This window comes from Phenylobacterium sp., assembly GCF_030697305.1.
Lineage (GTDB): Bacteria > Pseudomonadota > Alphaproteobacteria > Caulobacterales > Caulobacteraceae > Phenylobacterium.
The window spans coordinates 1-21,743 of record NZ_JAUYQL010000041.1 but is presented as its reverse complement, the minus strand read 5'-3'; the positions used below and the strand labels follow the sequence as shown (position 1 = coordinate 21,743).

The window sequence follows — 21,743 nt, the reverse complement described above, 5'->3', positions numbered from 1 at the left end:
ATCAGCTCTTGTCGCGCGCGTCGGCGAGGACGCGCAGCATCTCGCTGGTGAACAGCGAGCCAGTCAGGCGACTGGCGCCGGACCCCGTGTCGGGCTCCTGAGGCCCGCGCAGGATCATCTGGACAAGCGCCTGCTCCTGGTCGATGCGGGTCTGGCGACGGGCCGAAGCGTATTGGATGAAGCCGCCGTCGTCCTGGGCGGGCCGAGGCGCCGACTCGACGGCTGGGGCCGAGCCGCCGGTCCGCGTGAGATTGGCGTAGACCTCAGCGACGGTCGCCGCACGGCCCTTGGTGTAGAAGATCGATCGGTTGGCGCCCGCGGCGTCGGGGAAGATCGAGGCCGCTGCTGCGCCCGGCTGGGTGCGCATCGCTTCGATCAGGCGCGCCGAGCCCTGCGGCCCGAGGAAGTGGGCGGCGTAGAGTTCGCCGGAGGTCGGCGCCCGCCCGACCCGGCCACGCAGGTAGGCCGCATGGTCGGAGGTCAGTTCACCCGCCATCAGCGACGCCGCATGTGGGTCGAGCCGCAGGTCCATGACGGTCTTGCGGGCCTCAGGTCCAGTGACCCGGTAGCGGCCGTCGGAGCCTTTGACGATCAGTTCGGCGTAGCGGGCGTAGCCGTATTTGGCGCCGTGCTGCTTGAGAGTGCTTAGCCAGGTCTGCTCGACGAACTGGAACAGTCCTGCGGCAGACGATGTGGGCGCCTTGGCCCTGGGGTTCATGCCGCTCTCGCGGCCCGCGGTGCGCACCAGGAAGCTGAAGTCCACGCCGGTGGCGGTCGACGCGCGTTGGATCGCGGCCTCGACGACTCCCCGGATGCCCTGCACTGCCATATGGCAGTCGTGAACGGACATGGTTAAGCGAAGCCTAAGCGATCCCGGTGGCGGCCTCGAAACGCTTGGGATGCAAGGTCGCAGCATGCGGCCCGGGGTCATCGCCCATGGCGTAGGCGGCGATCATCCGCGCGACCAGCGGCGCCAGCAGCCAGCCGTTGCGGCGCGCGCCGGCCGCGATCAGCACGCCCGGCGTCGCGGCGGGTCCGACCAGCGGCAGGCCGTCGGGCGCGCCTGCGCGCACGCCGACCCTCACCTGCGGCTCGAGGTCCGCTACGTCGCGGAACAGGCGCTGGGCGGCGGCGTGCAGGATCGCCACCTGGGTGGGATCGACGTCGAGGTCGTCGCGGCCGGTCTCCATGCTCGCGCCGACCAGGCGTCCGCGCGCCGACGGAGCGGCGTAGGCGTCGGCGGTCCGGATCACCGTGTCGAGCCCACCGGGGTAATGCAGGATGTGACCCTTGATCGGCTGAAGTCGATTCAGCTCCGGCGCTAGGGTGGCGAGCTCATGCGCCGCGCCGGTGGCGATCACCAGAAAGTCGGTGTCCTGGGTGCGAGCGGCCTTACCGCGCATGAAGCGCACCCCGTGCGCCTGAGCCGCCGCGCGCAAGGCGTCCAGCGCGTAATTTGCCTCGATGCGCCAGTCGTCGGGGCTCTGCACGCCGGCTGCCGTGTCGGCGAGCGGCGCGCCGATGGCGGCGAAGGCTGCACGGAGGCCAGCGAGCCAGGCGTCATCGCCAACCGCGAGCGCCGGCGTCCGGTCGATCTCCAGGCCGATCTCCCTGGCCAGCGAGGTCCAAAGGTCTCGGGCGTCGCGCAGCAAGGCGAAGTGCGGCCGCGACAGGGGATCGAGGGCGGCTTCGAACGCCGGGGCGAGCATGCCGGCGGCGACGCCGGAGGCGTTTTCGCCCCACGCCGCAGGATCCAGCACGCTGACGTCGCAGCCGGCGCGGGCGAGCGCGAGCGCGCTGGTCAGGCCCAGGGCGCCGGCGCCGGCCACCACCACTTTGCGCGTGCGATGCATGGCTGCTAACGAGCGGCTCGGCGCGGGGAAATCAAGGGCTGTCAGGCCAGCTGATGCAGCACGATCCCGCTGGTGGTGGCGAGATTGAGCGAATCGAAACCGTGCGACATCGGGATGCGTACGCTCGCCATCCGGGTCAGGAGATCGGCGGGCAGCCCTTCTCCCTCAGTCCCGAACACCACCGCGCAGCGCCTCTCCCGACGCACCTGCGCAAGCGTCATCGACCCGCCGGGCGACAGGGCGAGGCCCTGGAAGCCCGCCTCGGCCAGCGTGCGCGGAAGATCAGCGTCGGCCGCCAATCGCGCGAAGGGCACGCTGAGCACGCCGCCAACCGAAACCCGGATGGCCTTGCGATACAGAGGGTCGCAGCAGTGGGCGTCGAGCAACACCGCGCCCACTCCAAAGGCGGCGGCGTTGCGGAACACCCCGCCCATGTTGTCGTGATTGGCCACCCCGCACAGCACCACTACCAGCGCGTCCTCGCCGAGGGTCTGGAGCAGGCCTGCGGGATCAGCCTGCGGCGCGGCCGCGGCGAGCGCCAGGATGCCACGGTGGATGTGGAAGCCGACCACCGCATCCATCACGGCTTGCGACGCCGAATAGATTGGGGTGTCGGACGGTAGGCGTTCGAGGATCGGCTGGAGGGCTTCCAGGCGCTTGGCGGCGATCAGGACGGACAGGGTCTGGTGTCGCGACTGGGCGACCAGCCGTTCCAGCACCACCTGCCCTTCGGCGATGAAGCGGCCCTGCCGACCGACCAGATCGCGCTCACGCACCCCGCGATAAGCTTCAAGACGCGGGTCGTCAGGATCATCGACGGGTTCGATCATCGCGATGCGGCCGGCGTGGGGCTCACCAGATGCGCACGCGTTGATCCGGCGCGAGATGCAGCTTCTCGCCTGACTTCACCGAGAAGGCCGCGTACCAGGCGTCGAGGTTGCGCACGGTGTCGGCGCGGTATTCGCCTGGCGCGTGGACGTCGGTGACCAGGGCGCGGCGCAGCGACGCCTCACGGTGCTTGGAGCGGTAGTTCTGCGCCCAGCCGAGGAAGAACCGCTGATCCCCGGTGAAGCCGCCCAACACCGGGGCGGGGCGTCCCTTCAGCAAGATCTGGTAGGCGTCATAGGCGACGCTGACGCCGCCCAGGTCGGCGATGTTCTCGCCCAGGGTCAGCTCGCCGCTGACGCCGGCGTCGGCGAACGGCCGGTAGCCGTCGTACTGGGCGACCAGGGCGCGGCCGCGCTCGGCGAAGTGCGCCATATCCTGCGGCGTCCACCAGTTGTGCAGCCTGCCCTCGGCGTCGAACAGCGCACCGGTGTCGTCGAAACCGTGGCTGATCTCATGGCCGATGATGCCGCCGATGGCGCCGTAGTTCACCGCCGGATCGGCCAGGGGATCGAAGAACGGCGGCTGCAGGATGGCGGCGGGGAATATCACCGAGTTCTGCAGCGGCGCGTTGAGGGCGTTCACCTCCTGGGGCCACATGAACCATTCGGAACGGTCGACGGGCTTGCCCAGCTTGGCCAGGTTGCGGTGGTGCTCGAACAGCTCCGCCCGAACCTGATTGCCGTAGGCGTCGCCGCGCACGATCTCCAGACCCGAATAGTCGCGCCAGTTGTCCGGGTAGCCGATGCCGACGCGCATTCTGGCGAGCTTTTCGCGCGCCTTCGCGCGGGTGCCGGGGCTCATCCAGTCGAGGCCGACGATCCTGCGATCGAAGGCTGCGCGGATGTTCTCAACCATGGCCTGGGCCTCGGCCTTGGCGGCCGGCGGGAAGTAGCGTTCCGCGTACAGCCGGCCGATCGCGTCGCCGAGCGCAGTGTTGGTGTGGTCGACGGCGCGCTTCCAGCGGGCCGGCTGTTCGGGCGTGCCGTTGAGCAGGCGGCCGGAGAAGGCGAAATCGGCGTCCGCGTAGGCCTTGGGCAGGAACGCCGCTGCGCGGGAGACGGCGTGGTAGGCGAGATAGTCCTTCCACGTGTCGATCGGCTCGGAGCCGACGAGGCGCGCGATCCCCGTGATCGCCGTCGATTGCCAAACCCCAATCGCCGGCTGCCCCCTAAGACCGGCTGTGGCGAAGTAGGCGCTCCAGTCCAGCCCCGGCGCCTTGGCGGCGAACTGGGCAGGGGTCCAGCGGACATCGGCCTTGGCGACATCAGTGGTGTCGACGCCCGACCAGTGCGCCCGCGCGATGGCGAGCTCCAGGGCGAGGATGCGGCCGGCGCGCTGGTCGGCAAGGTCGTAGCCCGCGAGCGTCAACATCGCCGCGACATGGGCCTGGTAGGCGGTGCGCAGCTCGCGGAACCGTTGCGTATCGGAAAGGTAGTATTCCCGGTCAGGCAGTCCCAGGCCGCCTTGCATCAGGTACGGCAGATAGCGGGTCGTGTCGTGCAGGTCCTCCGCCACCCAAAGGCCGAACAGACGATCGGTGTAGAGGTCGGTGCTGTTCAGCGGGTCGACGTCGGCGCGGAGCGTTGCGCCAAGTTCGCGGGCGAGATCGGCGCGCGAATGTATGGCGGCGATGCGATCCAGCTCCGGGCGGAGCGGCGCGGCGGCGGCGGCCTCGATCGCCGCCTCGTCCATGAAGCTCGCGTAGTAGTCGCCGATCCGCTGGGCGTTGGAGCCGGCCGGCTCGTTCGAACGCCCGGCTTCGGCGATGATCGCCGCCGTGCGCTGGGATGCGATCTCACGCAACTGGGTGAAGGTGTTGACGCTGGACCGGTCCGGGGGGATCTCGACGGTCTGCACCCAGCGACCGTTTGCGTAGTCGAAGAAATCGTCCCCTGCCGAGACCTTGGGATCCATCCCGGCGACGTCGAAACCGAAAGTCCCGTATTGCGGCCCCGTGGCGGCGATCGGCGGTTCGGCTGGAACGGACGTGGCGCAGGCGCCGAGCAACAGCGGGACGCAGGCCGCCAGCACCGAACGTCGCCAGAAGCTCATCGCGGCCCTCCCCGATCTTGTCGGCGTCGTCTGAGCGGACGCCCATAGCCTTTGTGGCATCGCCGCCTGTCGCAAACCAGACCGGCGCGTCACACGACACCCAGGGCGCGGAACGGGCCAGCGGGGAGCTGCACCTCGATGGCGTCTCCCGGATGCACGTCGCCTCCGGCCACCACCACCGCCATGACGCCAGCCTTACGCACCAGGCCGCCGGCGGCGTCGCGGCCGAGCGTGGCGGCCATCAGGCCCGGCTGAAAGCGGTCAAGTTGGATGCAAGGGTTGCGCAGGCCGGTGACCTCGATCACGGCCTCACCGCCCAGTCGCAACCGGGCGCCTGCAGGCAGCGCCAGCAGGTCGAGACCGCGGGTGGTGACGTTCTCGCCGAGCTGGCCGGCCTCGACGGGAAAGCCGGCGGCGCGCAGCTCCTCGTGCAGTTCGGCTTGCATCAGATGCACCTGACGCAGGTTCGGCGCGGTCGGGTCGCGCATGACGCGGGAGCGGTGTTTGACCGCGGCCCCGGCGTGGGCGTCGCCCTCGACGCCCAGCCCGGCCACCAGGCGGATGGATAGCTGATTCGGCTTGGAGAACCGGTGGCCCCTGGCGCGGCTGACGGCGACGACTTCGCACTGGTCGGTCACGCCGCCGCCCCACGAATGGGACGAGCGAGACGCGAAACGCGCTTCGCCTGATCGACGAGGAGTGTTGCGGACACGGTCACGTTTGCGGTTCTACAAGGATTCCCGCGTCATTTCGCGTCACCGATCACCACGCCAAGACCACTCATGCCCATCGATATCCCGCTGCGGCCGTCGGCCGAGGAGCCCGCGGCGCCGCTGCTGCTCAGCCTGTCGTGCCCAGACCGCATCGGCATCGTCGCCGACGTGTCGCGGGTGCTGGTGGAGAACGGTTGCAACATCATCGAGAGCGCGCAGTACGGCGATCGCGAGAACGGCCGCTTCTTCCTGCGCACCGGCTTCGAGTCCACCCAGGGCCGCACTCTGAACGACATCCGCGCGGCGTTCGCCCCCGTGGCGGCCAACTACGGCATGGATGCGCAGTTCTTCGACATGAACCGGCGCACGCCGACCCTGTTGCTCGTCTCGCGGCTGGGCCACTGCCTGAACGATTTGCTGTTTCGCTGGCGCAGCGGCGCCCTGCCGATCGACATCAAGGCGGTGGTGTCGAACCACCCCGACTTCGCCGAGCTCGTGACCAGCCACGGCCTGCCGTTCCACCATCTGCCGGTGACAGCGCAGACCAAGGCGACGCAGGAGGCGGCGATCGACGCACTGGCCGCCGCGCACGGGGTGGAGCTGTTCGTACTCGCCCGCTACATGCAGATCCTGTCGCCGGAGATGTGCGCGCGCCATCCCGGCCAGGTGATCAACATCCACCACTCATTCCTGCCGAGCTTCATCGGCGCGCGTCCCTACCACGCCGCGCACCGGCGGGGCGTGAAGTTGATCGGGGCGACGGCGCACTTCGTCACCCAGGACCTGGACGAGGGTCCGATCATCGAACAGGCGGTCGAGCGGGTGACCCACAATCTGTCGGTCAACGACTATGTGGCGGTGGGCCGCGACCTCGAGAGCCTGGTGCTGGCCCGCGCGATCAAGTGGCACGCCGAGCATCGGGTGCTGTTGAACGGCTCGCGCACGGTGATCTTCCACTAGACGCAGGCGCGCCGCTGGCGGGCGGCGCCGGGCCGGGCTATGGGCGCCGGCATGAGGTCCACCGAGATCATCGAGACCGGGTGGCGCGAACCCGCGGAAGCGCTCGCGCCCTTCGCCGAAGAGCCCTGGACGCTATGCCTGCTGTCGGGGGGCGTGGGCGCCCGCTGGTCGTACCTGATGCGCCAGCCACTGGAGACCCTGACCCTTGGCCCGGCCGACGGGGGCGATGCGTTCGCCGCTTTGGCGGGTTTGGTGGGCGAGACGTGCGCCGGAACTGCGGGCGGGCCGCCGTTCCAGGGCGGCGTCGCGGGACTGCTCTGCTACGAACTCGGCGACCAGGTGGAGCAACTAGGGCTGGAGCGCTTCGAAGGTTGGCCAGACGTCGCGTGCGGGCTCTATGCGGCGCTGCTGGCGTTTGATCATGCGGAGCGCCGCGTGCTGGCGATCGGGCGCGGCCCCGACGCCGCCCGGGCGCGCACCCGGGCGTTGGGGGCGCTTGGCTGGCTGGAGATCGATGTACCGCCGACCGCGGTGATGCAGTCGCCCCTGCAGGCGGACGATGGTCACGCCTACGAGGCGGCGGTGGCCGAGGTGGTCGAGCGGATCGGCGCCGGCGAGATCTTCCAGGCCAATATCGCCCGGCGCTGGCGCGGGCGACTGAAAGCGAATGGCCGGCCCTATGGGGCGTTCGCCCGACTGGCGTTCGCGAGCCCCGCCCCGTTCGCCAGCTACCTGCGGCTGCCCGGCCGCGCGGTGGTGTCGAACTCGCCGGAGCGGTTCCTGAAGGTGACGCCGCACAATGGCGCCCTGCACGTGGAGACACAGCCGATCAAGGGGACCGCGCCGCGCAGCGCCGACCCCGCGTGCGATGCGGCGCTGGCCGAGGGCCTCGCGGCGTCGCTGAAGGACCGCGCCGAGAACCTGATGATTGTCGATCTGATGCGCAACGACCTGGCGCGTGTCTGCGCACCCGGCAGCGTCGCCGCGCCCAGCCTGTTCGCGGTGGAGAGCTTCGCCAACGTCCACCACCTGGTCTCCACGGTGACCGGCGTGCTGGCGGCGGGGAACGGGGCCTGCGACCTGCTACGGGCGTCATTCCCGCCCGGCTCGATCACCGGGGCGCCGAAGGTGCAGGCGATGCGGGTGATCGCGGGCCTCGAGGCGCCGCGCGGACCGTTCTTCGGCGCGATGGTCCACCTGGGGTTCGACGGCGCGATGGATTCCAGCGTGCTGATCCGCACAGCGGCGTTCACCCAGGATGAGGGCGGCTGGCGGGTGGAGGCGCGCGCGGGCGCCGGTATCGTCGCCGATAGCCTGCCGTCCGCAGAACGGCGCGAGACCGAGGCGAAGATCGCCGCGCTCGACACCGCCCTGCGGGGCTGACGCCTCAGGCCGGAATTGGTCGAGCGCGCTGGTTGTAGATCATCTTGCGGCGGCGCTCCTGCTCCTCGGGAGAGAGGGTGGCGGGATCCTCCGGGGTCACGCGGGGGGCCACGGCCATGCCGCGCTGGACCCCAGGACGCGCCGCAAGTTCCTCATGCCAGCGCTTGAAATGCTTGAACTCCTCGACGTCCTGGCCCTGCCCTGTCCAGTTGGCCGACCAGGGATAGGCGATCATGTCGGCGATGCTGTACTCGTCGCCCGCCAGGTAGCGGCTCTGGTGCAGGCGCGTGTTGAGCACGCCGTAGAGGCGGTTCGCCTCGTCGTCGAAGCGGCGGCGCGCATAGGCCTGCTCGCCGTGCTCGGGGCCCAGGCGGCGGAAGTGGCCGTTTTCGCCCATCTTCGGGCCCTGGTTGGCCATCTGCCACATGACCCATTGAGTCACCGCGTACTTGCCGCGCGGATCCTGCGGGAAGAAACGGCCTGCCTTTTCGGCCAGATACATCATGATCGCACCGGACTCGAAGATGCTGATCGGCTCGCCGCCGCCCAAGGGCTCGTGGTCGACAAGCACCGGCATCCGGTTGTTCGGGCCGATCTTGAGGAAGGCGTCGGTGAACTGGTCGCCCTTGCCGATATTGCAGTCGACGATGTTGTACGGCGTCCCCAGCTCCTCCAGCAGGATGGTCACCTTCTTGCCGTTCGGCGTGGGCCAGTAGTGCAGGTCGATCATGGCGCGTCTCCCTAGTCATTCCCTGACGGGTTCGCGCCGACGCTAACGCCGCGGCGCCCGCTCTCAACCGAGAAATTCTACACTCCGGCGTCCCGCAACTGCGAAGGCGATGGCGACGGCGGCGGGAACGTGCTCAAGAGCGCGCTTCGCGGATGTAACGGCCGCGCGACGCCCCGCAGGATGTTATGCCCTTCTCCCAAGTCAAACCCGCGCTCCAGCGCGCGCTCGCAGAGCGCGGCTATGAGGACGCGACGCCGGTCCAGGCCGCGGTTCTCGCCGCCAGCGCCGAGGGACGCGACCTATTGGTCTCGGCCCAGACGGGGTCCGGCAAGACGGTGGCCTATGGGCTAGCCGCAGCCATCGACCTCCTTGGCGACGGTGAGACCATGGGTGCGGCCGGCGCACCGCTGGAGCTGGTCGTTGCGCCGACTCGCGAGCTGGCCATGCAGGTGGCGAGCGAATTGGCGTGGCTCTACGCCTCGGCCCAGGCGCGGATCGCCACTTGCGTCGGCGGCATGGATTCGCGGCGCGAGCAGCGCATGCTGGCGGCCGGCGCGCATATTGTCGTCGGAACGCCGGGCCGCCTGCGCGACCACCTGGAGCGCGGCCACCTGGAGCTGTCGGAGCTTAAGGTCGTCGTGCTCGACGAGGCCGACGAGATGCTGGACCTGGGCTTCCGCGAGGACCTGGAGTTCATCCTGGAGGCGACCCCGGCCGCACGCCGCACGCTGCTGTTTTCGGCGACCATAGCCAAGCCGATCGCCAATCTGGCGCGCAGCTATCAGCGCGACGCCGTGCGCATCGACACCACCCGCCACGACGAACCCCACGGCGACATCGACTATCGGGCGATCCGCATCGCGCCGAACGAGATCGAGCACGCGGTGGTCAATGTGCTGCGCTACTTCGAGAGCCCCGGCGCGCTGGTGTTCTGCGCCACGCGCGAGGCGGTGCGGCATCTGTACGTGAACCTGCGCGAGCGCGGCTTCGCGGTGGTCGCGCTGTCGGGCGAGCTGACCCAGAAGGAACGCGGCGAGGCGATGCAGGCGCTGCGCGACGGACGCGCCCGGGTGTGCGTGGCCACCGACGTCGCCGCGCGCGGGCTGGACCTGCCGGACCTTGGGCTGGTGGTGCACGCCGACATGCCGGCGAACAAGGCGGGCCTCCTGCACCGGAGCGGTCGCACAGGGCGCGCCGGGCGCAAGGGCGCGGCGGTTCTGCTCGTACCCTACAACAAGCGCCGGCGGGTGGAGCAACTGCTGGAGTCGGCGAACATCGCCGCCACCTGGAGCGGCCCGCCCAGCGGCGAAGAGATCCGCGCCGGCGACCAAGCCCGGTTGGTCAACGATCCGATGCTGTCGGAGACGCCCACCGAGGAGGACCTGGCCCTCGCCCGTTCGTTGCTCAATGATCGCACGGCCGAGCAGGTCGCGGTGGCCCTGGTGCGGCTGCACCGCGCCGCCCTACCCGCGCCCGAAGACGTGTTCGACGACACCCGTGGCGGGTCCACGCCGACCTCGGTCTCCGGGCCGATCAAGACCTACAAGCCCGAGCGCGACGCCCTGGTCGACCCGATCCCTGGCGAGTTCACGCGGATGGGCCCGGACGACGTGTCCTGGTACCGGCTGACGACGGGGCGCAGCAACGGCGCGGATCCCAAATGGCTGATCCCGCTGATCTGCCGGCTGGGTCACGTCACCAAGCGAGACATCGGCCAGATTCGCATCTTCGATCGCGAGACAAAATTCGAGATCGCCAAGGCGGTGGAGGCGAAGTTCGCCAAGGCGATCGAGGCGACGGTGGGCGACGACATCCGCATCGAGGAAGCCTCAGCTCCGCCGGCGCGAAACTTCAAGAGCGGCCCGGGAAAGCCCGCGGGTAAACCCGCCGGCGGCGGGAAGCCAGGCGGCGGCAAACCCTACAAGGGCAACAAGCCGAACCAAGGCCCGAGGCCCGCCTTCGCTGGCAAGCCGAAGCCCGGCGGCAAGCCGTCGCACAAGGCTCGGCCCTAGGTCGCTAGTAGCCCAGGTCCAGGTCGACGACGTTCTGGAGCGGCTCGCCGGCGACGTAGCGCTTGAGGTTCTCCAGGAAGAAAATCGCGCCACGCTCGGCAAGCCTGGTCTGGGCGCGCCCGGACAGGTGGCTGGTCATGATCACGCCCGGCGTCGACCAGACGGGATCCTCGGGCGGCGCGGGTTCAGGTTCGACCACGTCGAGGAAGGCGCCGGCAATGACCTTGTCGTTGATCGCCTGCAACAGGACCGGCTGATCGATCACCGCGCCGCGGGCAATGTTGATGATGAAGGCCGACGGCTTCATGGCCGCCAGCTCCGCCGCGCCGATCAGCTTGTCGGTCTCTTGTGTGGCCGGGGCGGCCAGGATCACCCAGTCGAACTCGCCCAACCGGGCGCGCCACTGATCGGGGCCGAGGATGGCCGGGTCGCTGCTGGGGCGGCGGCGCACGCCGACCACCTCGACGCCCAGGCCCTCAAGACGCGTGCCGATATGCTTGCCGATGGCTCCATAGCCGACGATCAGCGCCTTGGATTCAAACAGCTCGCCGACGCCGGGGGCGTCGCGCGGCCAGACGCGACCCTCCTGAATCTTGAGCACGGCCGGAAGGTTCTTGGCCAGCGCGAACATGCCCATGATCGCGTACTCGGCGACGGGGATGGAGTTCAGGCCCGCGCCGTTGGTGAGCACGATGCCGCGCTCCTTGAAGGTCGCGAGCGGCTGGGCGCTGACGCCGGCCTGGACGGTGAAAACCCACTTCAGCCCGCGTCCGACCTCCAGCGCCTCGGCCATGGTCGCCGGGTTGATGATGTCGAGCCAGCCCGCTTCGACCTCGCCGGCCGCGGCGACGGCGCCCTTGGACCCGTCATACCAGACCGGCTCGACGCCCGCCGGCAGCTTGCCTTCGAGAAAGACGCGCGCGCGTTCGCCGATGGCTACCTTCATGTCTCATCCCCAGTGGTGATGGCGGCGGTTCGCGAGCCAGATCGGCAAGGACGCCTGTCCTGGACCCATCTTCGCGCAACGGAACGCCACGCGTCCAGCCTTCAGGATGTGTTTAGGCCGTGCCGATCAGGCGGCGGGCGGACGGCCCGCGGCCAGCGCGGCCTCGACCCGCGAGATGGCGGAGCGAAGCTCTGGCGCGCAGGCCTTACCGCACAGCGCGGCGCGCGCCTTCAGGGCGTCGAGGTCGACGCGGGCCTTGTCGAGCTGACCCAGACGGGCGAGCACGACTGCGCGCTCTGTGCGCGCAGGAATAGATTGCGGGTCGTTGACTAGGGCCTTGTCGAACTCGGCGACCGCGCCGGCCAGGTCGCCCTTGCGCGTCTTGACCAGGCCCAGCAAGTGACGGCCGGCGGAGCCATGCGGCGCCGCCTCCACAAGGCTGAGCGCAGCGGCCTCGGCGCGATCCAGTTGCCCGGCATGCAGCGCCTCGACGCCCTTGCGGTAGTCGTTGGCGGCGGTGTCCTGCCTTGCCGTAGTGGCCTGCGGAGCCTCCAGCGTCGGCGCTGCGTGCGACGCCGTTGCGGCGAATGCAACGACACAGCCCAAGACCGCTATTCTGATTGCCGGCGACATTCTCCCTGCTCCGGGGCGCAACGGCTCGAATCTAGTCCTTAGCGGCGCGCGACGTAAGTGCCGGGCCGATAGGGCATTCGAACACAGGAATTTGGATGCGGTCAGGGAGCGGCGCCCAGTTGGAACGAACCGGCGGCGACCGACACAGAACTCTGAACGACAGAGGCTACGCCAGTGTTGAAGCTCACAGACTGGATGCCCGTGAAACTCGAATTGCCAGACCCGCCGGTGATCAGGATGTCACCAGTGCGGAAGGTCGCCGGTCCTTCGATACGCAAGTCCAGGCCGCTGGAGACGCCGCTGAGTTCCTGAATGGAGAGGGTGCGGGCGCCGCTTGCGCCTTCGCCGATGTCGACAGACGACAAGGCCTCGCTCACGGCGGCGTCGATACCGGGCGGCAGCGTCTGCTGCAGGCTCTGAAGGTCCAGCAGCGCTCCGAGAGCGGCGATGGCGGCGACGATCATGGCGGTCTCCGAACAAGAGACCGTCACTGTGCGCGGGATCGTTTAACGAATGCTGAGGGCGGCCTACGCCGATATCATGCGGGCGCGTCCAGCTCGAAGCCGACCGGCTTGTAGCCGTGCAGAAACGACTCCACGGCCACCGCCACCGGTCCGGAGATCATCCGGCGCCCGGACTCCATCTCGAGGACCCGCTTTTCACCCTGGGACGGGCCGCCGGCCAGGCGCAGCGCACGCGCCAGTTCCGCGGGGGACCACCGCAGGGCTTCACGCGCCTGTTTCAGGTGCGGTCCGGTCGTGATCATCGCCGTCCATCTTCCGATCGCCCGCAGCAGGCCGCCGCGGAGCGCTACATCGCGCAGCAACGCCCCGGCGTCGAGCAATCAATACCACGCGGCGAAGATGTGGCGGCGAATGATCAAGTTCCGCCCAGCGTCGGCGAACGCCCTGCCCTCTCTCGAAGGCGCCTCACGCGGCCTCAGCGGGCGCGCGGACGTGGCGCTCCACCCAGGCCTGGAACGCGCCCAGGAAGGTCTTCAGGAACTTGGCTGTGTCTTCCTTGGCCACCTTGCCCTGGTCGTCGAAAAGCGAAGCCGTGCCGCTGATGTAGGCCTCCGGTTGCTGCAGGGTCGGGACATTGAGAAAGACCAGCGACTGACGGAGGTGGTGGTTGGAGCCGAAGCCGCCGAGAGCGCCCGGCGACTGGCTGACCACCGCGCCCGGCTTGCCGTCCCAGACGCTCGAACCGTAGGGGCGCGAGCCGACGTCGATGGCGTTCTTCAGCACGCCCGGTACGGAGCGATTGTACTCGGGCGTGACGAACAGCACGGCGTCGGCGGATTTCACCTCGGCGCGGAAGCGCGTCCAGGCGGCTGGCGGAGCCTCGTCCAAGTCCGGATTGTAGTGCGGCAGGTCGCCGATTTCGACGATGCGCAGATTGAGTGCGGGCGTGGCGAGACCGGCCAGGGCGGTCGCGAGGGCTCTGCTGTAGGAGCCTTTACGCAGGCTGCCGACGATGACGGCGACGGTCGGGGCGGTGCTCATGGTGTCTCCAGTGATGGCGCCCGTGGGTTGCCGCGGGCTCCGACTTCAGGTGGGCTCTTCCCAGTGCGTTGATAACGCGCCAGATTCGGATGAGTCTTTTTCCATTTGGGAATTAATACCCATGGATCGTGTCGACGCCCTCAGAACGTTCATCGCGGTAGCGGATGCGCGCAGTTTCACCGAGGCGGCGCGGCGGCTCGGGGTCTCCCCCAGTCAGGCCTCCAAGGTATTGATGCGGCTGGAGGATCGACTGGGCGCCCGCCTGCTGAACCGAACAACGCGCGACGTGGCGCTGACCGACGTCGGGCGCGCCTATCTCGAAAGCGCTCGCGCGGTCGTCGAAGCCTTCGAGACCTTGGACGACAGCGTGCGAGACGATGGCCAGCCGCGCGGGTTGTTGAGGGTCTCAGCGCCGGTGACCTTCGGCGCGGCGCCGCTGCAACCCGCCCTGCTGGCGTTCGCCCAAGCCTATCCGCAGGTTGGGCTGGAGGTTTCGTTCTCCGATCGCACGGTGAACCTGGTGGATGAGGGCTTCGACGTGGCGGTGCGGATCACGCGGCTGGCCGACTCCTCGCTGATCGCGCGCAAGCTGGCGGAGACGCGGATCGTGGTCTGCGCCTCTCCCGACCATCTGCAACGCCACGGCACGCCACAAACGCCTGAGGCGCTGGCCGGACGGGAGGCGATCCTGGACCTGAACCTTCGCGAGCCGACGCTTTGGGATTTTCGGGTGGGGGGCGCCAGGCGCGACATTCGGGTCGAGGGTCGCCTGCGGTTCTCCAGTCCCGCCGCCTGCCTGCACGCGGCCCGAGAGGGGTTCGGGATCGCGCGCGCCCCGGCTTTCGCCGCAACCGACGATCTGCGCAGCGGACGGTTGATCCCGATCCTGACCGCGTTCGAGTGCGAGCCGATCGGGGTGCATGCGGTCTACCCGCACGCTCGTCACCTCGCGGCAAAGGTGCGGGTGTTCGTCGACTTCCTCGCGCGCCGCTTCGCCGGACGTCCGGCATGGCATGTGGGTTGGGGATGAGCGGCCTCAGCCGCTGTTGCGCAGACCGGCGGCGACGCCATTGATGGTCAGGTGGACGCCTTCGCGCACCGCGGCGTCGGCGTCGCCCATGCGGCGGCGGCGGATGAGCTCGATCTGCAGGTGGTTCAGCGGGTCGATGTAGGGCAAGCGCGAGCGGATGATCTCGGCGAGGTCGGGGTTCTTCTCGAGCAACACCGACTGGCCGGTGATCGCCAGCACCGCCTCGCAGGTGCGGTCCCATTCGGCACGGATCAGGCCGAAGATATTGTCGGCGAGCGGCCGATCCTCGACCAAACCTGCGTAGCGACGGGCGATGTTCATGTCACCCTTGGCCAGCACCATTTCCATGTTGGCGAGCGTGGTGTTGAAGAACGGCCAGGTCTCGTAGAGCTCGCGGAGCTGGTCAATGGAGGCGCCGGCCGCCTCGACGGCGGAACCGAAGCCGTACCAGCCGGGCAGCATGGTGCGCGACTGCGACCAGGAGAACACCCATGGGATGGCGCGCAGGCCGTCTATGCTGCGCCGGCCCTGGCGCTGAGCAGGGCGGCTGCCGATGTTCAACTCCATGATCTCGTTGATCGGGGTTGCGGAGTAGAAATACTCAACGAAACCCGGTGTTTCGCGCGTGAGCTTGCGGTAGGACGAAAAGGCGGCGGCGGCGAGGGCATCCATCACCTCACCGTTCACCGCGGCCGGCGGCGCGTTCGAAGGACGGCGCAGGGAGGCGAGCAGCACGCCGGCGGTCAGGGTCTCAAGACTCTGGCGGGTGAGCTGCGGGTCGGCATATTTGTTTGCCACTACCTCGCCCTGTTCGGTGACGCGGATGCGGCCGCCGATGGTGCCTTCGGGTTGGGCCAACAGGGCGTCGAAGCTGGAACCGCCGCCGCGCCCGACCGCCCCGCCCCGGCCGTGGAAGAGCTGCAAGCGCAAACCTGCGTCCTGGGTGACCGTGGCCAGCGCTTTCGACGCCTGATGCAATTCCCAGGTCGAGGTCAGGTAGCTGCCGTCCTTGTTGCTGTCGGAGTAGCCGATCATCACCTCCTGCAGGCGCTGCTCGGACAGGAGAGCGGCGACCAGCGGCAGCGACAGGTAATCGCGCATGGTCTGCGGGGCCGCGCGCAGGTCGGCGATGGTCTCGAACAGCGGTTCGGCGAGGACGTCGGCGCGGGGCTGCGGACCCGGGTGGAACAGGCCCACCTCCTTGAGCAGCAGATAGACCTCCAGCAGGTCGGAGACCGAGGTGGTGTTGGAGACGATGTAGGCCTTGATCGCCTCTGGCCCGTAGAGGCGCCTCGCCTCGCCGGCCACCTGGAGCACTGCATATTCGCGCTGCGTCTCCTCGCTGTAGGCGGCGAAGGGCGAGAACAGCAGCCGGCCGTGGCCGAGCTCGCCCAGCAGCAGGTCGCAGCGGGCCTGTTCGTCGAGTTCCTCGTAGGCGGTGCAGACCCCTGCCCCGGCGAGCAGCTCGGCGACCACGCGGGCATGGACGGCGGAGTTCTGGCGCAGATCGATGGTCGCCAAATGGAAGCCGAAACAGTCGATAGCGCGCAGCAACTCGGGCAACGGACCCTCGGTGAAGCGTGGGCCCTGCTTGGCCACCAGGGAATCCTGCACGATCTGCAGGTCGCGCCGGAAGGCGTCCGGGCCAGAATAGGGTTCGGCCGGAAGGCTGGATGATGGCGCGCGGGCGTCCAGGGTCAGCCGCGGATAGCTCGCCTCCAGGCGGCCGAACACACCGCCCAGCGCTCGACGGTACGGCTCGTCGACGCGGTGAGCTGAATTGTCGCCGGACCGCTCTGCCAGTGCCTGCAGTTCGGGCGTGATCTGCGCCAGGTCGCCGGACAGAGACAATTCGGCCCCCAGAGCGCGCAAGCGCCCCAGGTAATACTGCAGGGCGGCGCGGGACTGGCGGGCGAGCGCATGACGCAGCACCTCGGCGGTAACGAACGGATTGCCGTCGCGGTCGCCGCCGACCCAGGACCCGACCCGCAGGAAGCTCGGCAGCGGCTCGGCGGCATGCAGGCGTCGCGCCCAGTGGGCGTAGAGCTTCGGCAACTCGATCAGGAAGCTGCGTTCGAAATAGGAGACGGCGGTCTCGATCTCATCGCCGACGCCCGGCTTGGCGTTGCGCAGCAGCCGGGTGCGCCAGAAGATCGACACCTGCCGCAGCAGTTCGGCTTCCGCCTGTTCTCGCTCATCATCGCTGCGGGCGTGCTCGAACGCGTCGAGATCAGCGCCGATGGCGTGGGTGCGGTCGAGCACGCTCTTGCGGCGCACCTCGGTGGGATGGGCGGTGAGCACGGGAGCGATCAGCGCGTCACGCAGGAAGGCGACCACCTGTTCGGGGTCGACGCCTTCGTCCTTCAGCGTGCGCAGCACGCCGGCGAGCGTGTCGTCTCGCGCGTCGCCCGCCTGGCCGCGGCGGCGCTGGATCTGGTCCTCGGCGATGTTGGTAATCTGCAGGAAGCAGGCGAAGCTGTGGGCGAAACGCACGGTGTCCGGCAGGCTGAGGCCGGCCAAGCGGCGTTCCAGCAACTCGGCGCTCTGCGGGTCTGCGTCGCGATGGAAGGCGACCGAGGCCTGGCGGATCTCCTCGATGCGGTTGAACAGCGCCTCCCCGTCCTGGGCCTTGATGACGTCGCCCAGGATGCGGCCGAGGAAGCGGACGCTGGAGCGGAGCTGGTCGGGGAGAGACTGGATCATCACCGACGTTGAAGCACGGATTTCGCCGGCCGCTTAGTGTGCAAGGCGCGCAACGACGGCGATTGGGCCGCCGAGCACGCCGTATGCGCAGGCTGCAGGCTCAAAGCCCGCGAAGCCGTCGCCGATCAAGACCCAGCCGTCTTGGTCAGAAGAACAGCTTGCGGATCGTGAACCGAACCGAACGTCCCACCGGATCCAGCAGGTCTGGCTGGTAACTGATCGGCGTCGTCCCGGTGAGCGTGCGGACCTCCTGGCGGGCGTCGAACAGGTTGTCGATGGCGGCGGTGGCGCGCATGCCGCGCAGCCACTGGTGATCGCGGGCGTAGGGCTGCGCGCCCAGGTCGGCGAACAGGCGCAGGCTGACCGTGGTGAAGTCGGAGAACTTCAGGTCCTGGGCCGCCGCCGCGCCGGTAATGCGGGTGGCGCTCTGCCACTTGGTGTTCATCGCCACGCCCAGGCCGCCGCGCGTATAGTTGGTCTGGAGGTCGATCTGGTGACGGGACGATCCGCCGCCAGCGCCAAGCGCCGCACCGTCCAGCAGGTCGAGCACCGGCTGGCCCGCGCCGATCAGCACGTCGTCGCGAAAGGCGACCGTATGGTAGAGGCCGATCTGGAAGACGCCGCTGCGTGGGCCGCCGCCGAAACCGCCGAAGCCGCCCCTCCCACCGCCGGGGCCGCGTTGGAAGCCGCCGCCGCCCATACCGCCCATGCCACCCCCCATGCCGCCGCCGGGGCCGGCGCCCGTCGCACCGTCTCCCGGGGGACGCTCGCCTGGCGGCGGGCCGTCGGGCGCCGCCTCACCCTGGCGCGGCGTGGCCGGGGTCGCGCCCGCGCCGCCCTGGGCGGGGGTCTGAGCCTGGGATTGCGCCTGCTCTCTGCGGGCGCGCTCCTGCTCGAAGCGCTGGCGCGCGGCGGCGATCTGTTCGGGCGTCGGCTGCGGGCCCACCGGCCGCGAGAAGTTGAAACCCCAGCGCAGCTCATCGCGGGATTGGCGGGCGAAGTTCACGGGACGCGCGTCCAGCTGCACCAGCACGCCGGCGGCGTTGCGGATGAAGCGGTCGGGGAAGGCGCTCTCCACCTGGGTCGAGGCAGAGGGAAAGGCGACGATGGCGTCGCGGGTGCGGCTGGAGACGTAGTTGGCCTGGAAGGTCAGGTTGGTCTTCTCGAAGGGCTTGTAGGTCGCGCCCAGCTTGAGGACGTCGCGGCGCCCACTGTCCAGCGCTTGCGATCCACCGGTGATGCGGGTGATCTCGGCAGTCTGGCCGGTTTGCAGGTCGAACACGCGCACGCCAGGCGTCGCCGTCACCGGGTCGCCAAGCTGGTTGATGGTCGGGGCCTGGTCGGTGCGGGTGAAGGACGCCAAGAACCGCAGGGGCTTCACGGGCGTCCAGTTGAGACCCCCGCCCAGGGACTCGAGGTCGCCAAAGTCGGACAGGTGCTGGTAGTTGAGGTTGAGGTTCGCCGACAGCTTGCCGATGGCCTGGCCTAGGCCTTCGTCGGCGCGGGTCAGCGGTACGTCGAAACTGGCCTGCAGTTGGCCGATGCTGCGGCTGAGGTCGCTGGAAGTGACGGCTCCGGCGCGAAGGGAATCGCTCTCCAGTTCGACAGTGGAGGCGCGTGCGGTGAAGGTGGAGCTGACCATGCCCGCGGGCAGCGACCAGAGGGCGCGGTTCAGCACGACGTCTGACTGGGCCGAGGTGACCTGGGTGCGCGTGCGGTCGGTGTAGCCGAGGCCGGCCAAGGCGCGGTCAGTGGTCGACTTGGAGACGTTACGACCCACCTCGCCGGTGTACGACCACTGCCAGCCGGCGTAGGCGCCGCTCAGGGCGCCGGCGAGACTGCCGTCATCGGACTCCGATCGCCGGACCAGCGCCTGGGGCCCGAACGGCGAGAGGCCGAGCTTAGCGGTGCTGTCGGTCGCCTCGTAGGTCCCATTGATCGTGCCGGAGACGCCGGCGTCTCCTAACGGCTTAGCCAAGACGGCGTTGAGCACGACGTCGTTGGACCGGGGTTGAAGCGTGCGAAAGGCGTCGCCGCCGACCACGTCGCGATCGCTCTCGAGGATCGAGTCGACGCGCGTGGCCTTGGCGTCGAGGGTCAACCGCTCACCGCGACGGATACGCAGGAGGCCCGCGTGGGCGCCGACCGTCTCGCCGCCGCTGGATTGGGTGGGCACGCTTGCCGTGGCCTCCGCCAGCTTGGCATTGAAGCGCTGCCGCAGGACCATATTCACGACCTTCTGGTCGGCCGGGTATCCGTACTTAAGCGACACTTCCTCAGGCAGGATCTCCACCCGTGCGATGGCCTCGGTGGGCAGGTCGCGGACCTCGGCGAAGCCGGAGACGCGCGCGCCGTTGATCAGAACGACGGGCCGCCCGCCCGAGCCCTGGCCGCTGGTGGTCTGAGGCGACAGGGCGTCGAGCAATTCTGTGACGTTGGCCGCCCCGAAGGCGCGGATCTCGCGGGCCGAGAGGGTGACCTCCGGCGTGATGTCACCGATCACGGAACCCGGCAGAGTGCGCGTGCCGCTGACCACCAGTTCTTCAACCTCGGTCTCATCAGGCTCCATCGTCTGGGCTGTCGCGGAGCCAGCGCTAAGCGCGGCGGCGGCGGCGCTGATGGTGAGCAGGCCTCGAAAGGTGCTCGCCCGAAGGTGACGCTCGGTGTGTAACGGACGCAAAGGAACTGAACTCCAGACTTGAAGCCAAACGGGCTGGTGGCTCGGGCTTAGAGCGGATGGCGCTTAAACCGGGCATGAACACCGCCCTCATCCGCCAGATTGACCGCCAAGATGCACAGCGCGCGACGGACGCCCGAGACAACGCCGTTGGACTGACGGCGCAGCACCATCCGATAGCGCTGCGCGTGTTTCACACCGATTGCGATTAAGCGGCGTGAACATTTCAAAGGGCGTCTGCCCTTCGCGGCGTCGGGTTGTAGGCGACGGGACGCCTCTCAGCTCCGCGAGCCGGGCGTTGGCGCACCAGCCCTCGCTGGCTCAGCCGCATGGGGCGTAACTCAGCCCAACGGCCTTCGCGTGGTACCGCCTCCCCGGTTTGAACGGGGGACCTCTAGAACCACAATCTAGGACGAACGGCCTATTATCAGATGGTTAGATGGTTCCACGCGCCTAACCTATCCCACTATCGCCGCAGAGCAGTCGGCACCAGGGCCAGGGTGGTGGCGGTCTCCTCCTTACCCCTTGCGCGGAAAGACGACGTGGATGCGGCCGGTAAACGCCCCCTGGCGTCCTAGGGCGCCAGGAGCACCGAGGTCAGGAACCCAGCAGGGCCGCCTTGCCTCCACTTCTAGAAAGGCGGCGCACGAGATCCTGAGCGTGGCTCAGAGCGATGAGGCGCTGATCAGGATGAATAGGTCGGATCAACAATCATCTCCGCCAACTTGCGGCGCGCTCTGAACACTCGACTTTTGGCCGTGCCCAAGGGGCAGTCGAGTATTGCAGCGACCTCCTCATAAGTGAAATCGCCGGCGAAGATCAGCAGCAAGGCCTCTCGCAGCTGTGGCGTGAGTTGCTGAATCGCCTTCAGCACTTCGAAGTATTCCAGGCGCCAATCGTGATACCCGTCCACTGTCAGCTCCGCCGCGAAATGACCATCAACGTCTTGGACGGTCGATCGGCGCCGCTTGATTTCTGTATAGTGGGTGTTGCGGAGTATCTGGAACAGCCAGGCTTTGAGGTTCGTGCCTGGTTTATAGGAGACTCGAAACCGCCAGGCACGAAGCAGCGCCTCCTGGACCAGATCGTCCGCGTCCGAGCGGGAGTGTGTCAGCGCCAGCGCATAGCCCCGCATGGGCCCGATCAGCCGCTCAAGCGACTCTTTGAACTCGTCAGACTCGGTGAGCATGCTCAAGGGGACGCCGACCTCCGCAGGAGCTACTGGAAGTGTCGGCGATCCACGGCCGCCATGCGCCAGAAATGGAACGCAGCGGATGAACCGCGCCTGAATGGCGAATTTCGCGCGATTTCATCGGCGCTCGCGCGGCGGTCGCATCCGTCTGCGAGGCGGATCGCCTGGGCTCCGAGACAAACGGCCGAGCATCAATGCGCCACGGAGCACATCGACCGCATCGCAATCGGTGAGCAATCGCCAGGCGTTGTGGGTCGCAGCCTCATCGTCGGCGAGCGCGATATCGACAGCGCCCAGGACACGATCCTCAGCGCCAAGCAGATAGAAGCGGTAATCGGGCATAACGACGCCTAACTGACAGCCGCGCACCGCGCCGAGCGGCCGAGTCGGTCATCGTCGACCACGATCGCTCTCTGCTCCTCCCAGATGGTGCGCCGCGCTGCACTCAACTATAGGTCATTCTCCA

Annotated in this window: 19 protein-coding genes; 5 read left to right on the top strand and 14 right to left on the bottom strand. The window is 68.6% G+C overall.

What is annotated here, in order from left to right; all coding sequences use genetic code 11:
- Position 1 precedes the first annotated feature (1 nt).
- The 5 genes from Q8R27_RS04850 to Q8R27_RS04830 form a co-directional block, all read right to left on the bottom strand.
- The gene (locus Q8R27_RS04850) at positions 2–829 is read right to left on the bottom strand and encodes a transglycosylase SLT domain-containing protein (protein ID WP_305697943.1); all 828 of its coding nucleotides are present in this window, start codon (positions 827–829) and stop codon (positions 2–4) included.
- 34 nt (positions 830–863) lie between these two features.
- Positions 864–1,853 carry an FAD-binding oxidoreductase gene (locus tag Q8R27_RS04845; RefSeq protein WP_305697942.1) on the bottom strand — a complete coding sequence of 330 codons (990 nt, stop codon included), beginning with the start codon at positions 1,851–1,853 and terminating at the stop codon, positions 864–866.
- Positions 1,854–1,894: 41 nt separating this feature from the next.
- Positions 1,895–2,683, bottom strand: coding sequence for an RNA methyltransferase (locus Q8R27_RS04840; RefSeq protein WP_305697941.1), 789 nt, complete (start codon positions 2,681–2,683; stop codon positions 1,895–1,897).
- Positions 2,684–2,705: 22 nt separating this feature from the next.
- Positions 2,706–4,793, bottom strand: coding sequence for a M13 family metallopeptidase (locus Q8R27_RS04835; protein WP_305697940.1), 2,088 nt, complete (start codon positions 4,791–4,793; stop codon positions 2,706–2,708).
- 89 nt (positions 4,794–4,882) lie between these two features.
- Positions 4,883–5,431, bottom strand: coding sequence for an MOSC domain-containing protein (locus tag Q8R27_RS04830; RefSeq protein WP_305697939.1), 549 nt, complete (start codon positions 5,429–5,431; stop codon positions 4,883–4,885).
- A gap of 144 nt (positions 5,432–5,575) precedes the next feature.
- Here Q8R27_RS04830 and purU point away from each other — a divergent pair, with 144 nt between their 5' ends.
- Both purU and Q8R27_RS04820 read left to right on the top strand, forming a co-directional pair.
- On the top strand, positions 5,576–6,466 hold the full coding sequence (gene purU, locus Q8R27_RS04825) for a formyltetrahydrofolate deformylase (RefSeq protein ID WP_305697938.1): 891 nt from the start codon (positions 5,576–5,578) through the stop codon (positions 6,464–6,466).
- A gap of 51 nt (positions 6,467–6,517) precedes the next feature.
- On the top strand, positions 6,518–7,849 hold the full coding sequence (locus Q8R27_RS04820) for an anthranilate synthase component I family protein (RefSeq protein ID WP_305697937.1): 1,332 nt from the start codon (positions 6,518–6,520) through the stop codon (positions 7,847–7,849).
- 4 nt (positions 7,850–7,853) lie between these two features.
- Here the strand turns inward: Q8R27_RS04820 and Q8R27_RS04815 are convergent, their stop codons facing one another.
- Positions 7,854–8,579, bottom strand: a complete 726-nt coding sequence (locus Q8R27_RS04815; RefSeq protein WP_305697936.1) for a glutathione S-transferase N-terminal domain-containing protein — start codon at positions 8,577–8,579, stop codon at positions 7,854–7,856.
- 185 nt (positions 8,580–8,764) lie between these two features.
- On the opposite strand from Q8R27_RS04815, the gene Q8R27_RS04810 reads away from it, so the two are divergent.
- Positions 8,765–10,591 carry a DEAD/DEAH box helicase gene (locus tag Q8R27_RS04810; protein ID WP_305697935.1) on the top strand — a complete coding sequence of 609 codons (1,827 nt, stop codon included), beginning with the start codon at positions 8,765–8,767 and terminating at the stop codon, positions 10,589–10,591.
- 4 nt (positions 10,592–10,595) lie between these two features.
- Here Q8R27_RS04810 and Q8R27_RS04805 read toward each other — a convergent pair whose 3' ends face one another.
- From Q8R27_RS04805 to Q8R27_RS04785, 5 genes are all read right to left on the bottom strand, one after another.
- A complete protein-coding gene (locus tag Q8R27_RS04805) occupies positions 10,596–11,537 on the bottom strand; it encodes a D-2-hydroxyacid dehydrogenase (RefSeq protein ID WP_305697934.1) in 942 nt (313 codons plus the stop codon).
- A gap of 126 nt (positions 11,538–11,663) precedes the next feature.
- Positions 11,664–12,170: a lipopolysaccharide assembly protein LapB gene (locus Q8R27_RS04800; protein ID WP_305697933.1), complete on the bottom strand. Its 507-nt coding sequence runs from the start codon at positions 12,168–12,170 to the stop codon at positions 11,664–11,666.
- Between the two features lie 101 nt (positions 12,171–12,271).
- On the bottom strand, positions 12,272–12,634 hold the full coding sequence (locus Q8R27_RS04795) for a hypothetical protein (protein WP_305697932.1): 363 nt from the start codon (positions 12,632–12,634) through the stop codon (positions 12,272–12,274).
- A gap of 74 nt (positions 12,635–12,708) precedes the next feature.
- Positions 12,709–12,936 (bottom strand): helix-turn-helix transcriptional regulator, encoded by a 228-nt coding sequence (locus tag Q8R27_RS04790; RefSeq protein ID WP_305597460.1) that lies wholly within the window; start codon positions 12,934–12,936, stop codon positions 12,709–12,711.
- A gap of 163 nt (positions 12,937–13,099) precedes the next feature.
- The gene (locus tag Q8R27_RS04785) at positions 13,100–13,675 is read right to left on the bottom strand and encodes an NADPH-dependent FMN reductase (protein WP_305697931.1); all 576 of its coding nucleotides are present in this window, start codon (positions 13,673–13,675) and stop codon (positions 13,100–13,102) included.
- A 121-nt stretch (positions 13,676–13,796) separates the two neighbouring features.
- Between Q8R27_RS04785 and Q8R27_RS04780 the strand changes: the two genes are divergently transcribed.
- A complete protein-coding gene (locus Q8R27_RS04780; RefSeq protein ID WP_305697930.1) occupies positions 13,797–14,705 on the top strand; it encodes a LysR family transcriptional regulator in 909 nt (302 codons plus the stop codon).
- Between the two features lie 6 nt (positions 14,706–14,711).
- Here Q8R27_RS04780 and ppc read toward each other — a convergent pair whose 3' ends face one another.
- The 3 genes from ppc to Q8R27_RS04765 form a co-directional block, all read right to left on the bottom strand.
- A complete protein-coding gene (gene ppc / locus Q8R27_RS04775) occupies positions 14,712–17,408 on the bottom strand; it encodes a phosphoenolpyruvate carboxylase (RefSeq protein WP_305697929.1) in 2,697 nt (898 codons plus the stop codon).
- A 145-nt stretch (positions 17,409–17,553) separates the two neighbouring features.
- A complete protein-coding gene (locus Q8R27_RS04770; protein ID WP_305697928.1) occupies positions 17,554–19,977 on the bottom strand; it encodes a hypothetical protein in 2,424 nt (807 codons plus the stop codon).
- A gap of 793 nt (positions 19,978–20,770) precedes the next feature.
- Complete coding sequence (locus Q8R27_RS04765; protein WP_305697950.1) at positions 20,771–21,274, bottom strand: sigma-70 family RNA polymerase sigma factor; 504 nt, start codon at positions 21,272–21,274, stop codon at positions 20,771–20,773.
- 60 nt (positions 21,275–21,334) lie between these two features.
- Between Q8R27_RS04765 and Q8R27_RS04760 the strand changes: the two genes are divergently transcribed.
- On the top strand, positions 21,335–21,631 hold the full coding sequence (locus Q8R27_RS04760; protein WP_305697927.1) for a hypothetical protein: 297 nt from the start codon (positions 21,335–21,337) through the stop codon (positions 21,629–21,631).
- Positions 21,632–21,743: the final 112 nt, after the last annotated feature.

Coding starts and splice junctions, on each gene's coding strand:
- Q8R27_RS04850 (WP_305697943.1), bottom strand. CDS start 829: ATGGCAGTGCAGGGCATCCGGGGAGTCGTCGAGGCCGCGATCCAACGC.
- Q8R27_RS04845 (WP_305697942.1), bottom strand. CDS start 1,853: ATGCATCGCACGCGCAAAGTGGTGGTGGCCGGCGCCGGCGCCCTGGGC.
- Q8R27_RS04840 (WP_305697941.1), bottom strand. CDS start 2,683: ATGATCGAACCCGTCGATGATCCTGACGACCCGCGTCTTGAAGCTTAT.
- Q8R27_RS04835 (WP_305697940.1), bottom strand. CDS start 4,793: ATGAGCTTCTGGCGACGTTCGGTGCTGGCGGCCTGCGTCCCGCTGTTG.
- purU (WP_305697938.1), top strand. CDS start 5,576: ATGCCCATCGATATCCCGCTGCGGCCGTCGGCCGAGGAGCCCGCGGCG.
- Q8R27_RS04820 (WP_305697937.1), top strand. CDS start 6,518: ATGAGGTCCACCGAGATCATCGAGACCGGGTGGCGCGAACCCGCGGAA.
- Q8R27_RS04815 (WP_305697936.1), bottom strand. CDS start 8,579: ATGATCGACCTGCACTACTGGCCCACGCCGAACGGCAAGAAGGTGACC.
- Q8R27_RS04810 (WP_305697935.1), top strand. CDS start 8,765: ATGCCCTTCTCCCAAGTCAAACCCGCGCTCCAGCGCGCGCTCGCAGAG.
- Q8R27_RS04805 (WP_305697934.1), bottom strand. CDS start 11,537: ATGAAGGTAGCCATCGGCGAACGCGCGCGCGTCTTTCTCGAAGGCAAG.
- Q8R27_RS04800 (WP_305697933.1), bottom strand. CDS start 12,170: ATGTCGCCGGCAATCAGAATAGCGGTCTTGGGCTGTGTCGTTGCATTC.
- Q8R27_RS04795 (WP_305697932.1), bottom strand. CDS start 12,634: ATGATCGTCGCCGCCATCGCCGCTCTCGGAGCGCTGCTGGACCTTCAG.
- Q8R27_RS04790 (WP_305597460.1), bottom strand. CDS start 12,936: ATGATCACGACCGGACCGCACCTGAAACAGGCGCGTGAAGCCCTGCGG.
- Q8R27_RS04785 (WP_305697931.1), bottom strand. CDS start 13,675: ATGAGCACCGCCCCGACCGTCGCCGTCATCGTCGGCAGCCTGCGTAAA.
- Q8R27_RS04780 (WP_305697930.1), top strand. CDS start 13,797: ATGGATCGTGTCGACGCCCTCAGAACGTTCATCGCGGTAGCGGATGCG.
- ppc (WP_305697929.1), bottom strand. CDS start 17,408: ATGATCCAGTCTCTCCCCGACCAGCTCCGCTCCAGCGTCCGCTTCCTC.
- Q8R27_RS04770 (WP_305697928.1), bottom strand. CDS start 19,977: ATGGAGCCTGATGAGACCGAGGTTGAAGAACTGGTGGTCAGCGGCACG.
- Q8R27_RS04765 (WP_305697950.1), bottom strand. CDS start 21,274: ATGCTCACCGAGTCTGACGAGTTCAAAGAGTCGCTTGAGCGGCTGATC.
- Q8R27_RS04760 (WP_305697927.1), top strand. CDS start 21,335: ATGCGCCAGAAATGGAACGCAGCGGATGAACCGCGCCTGAATGGCGAA.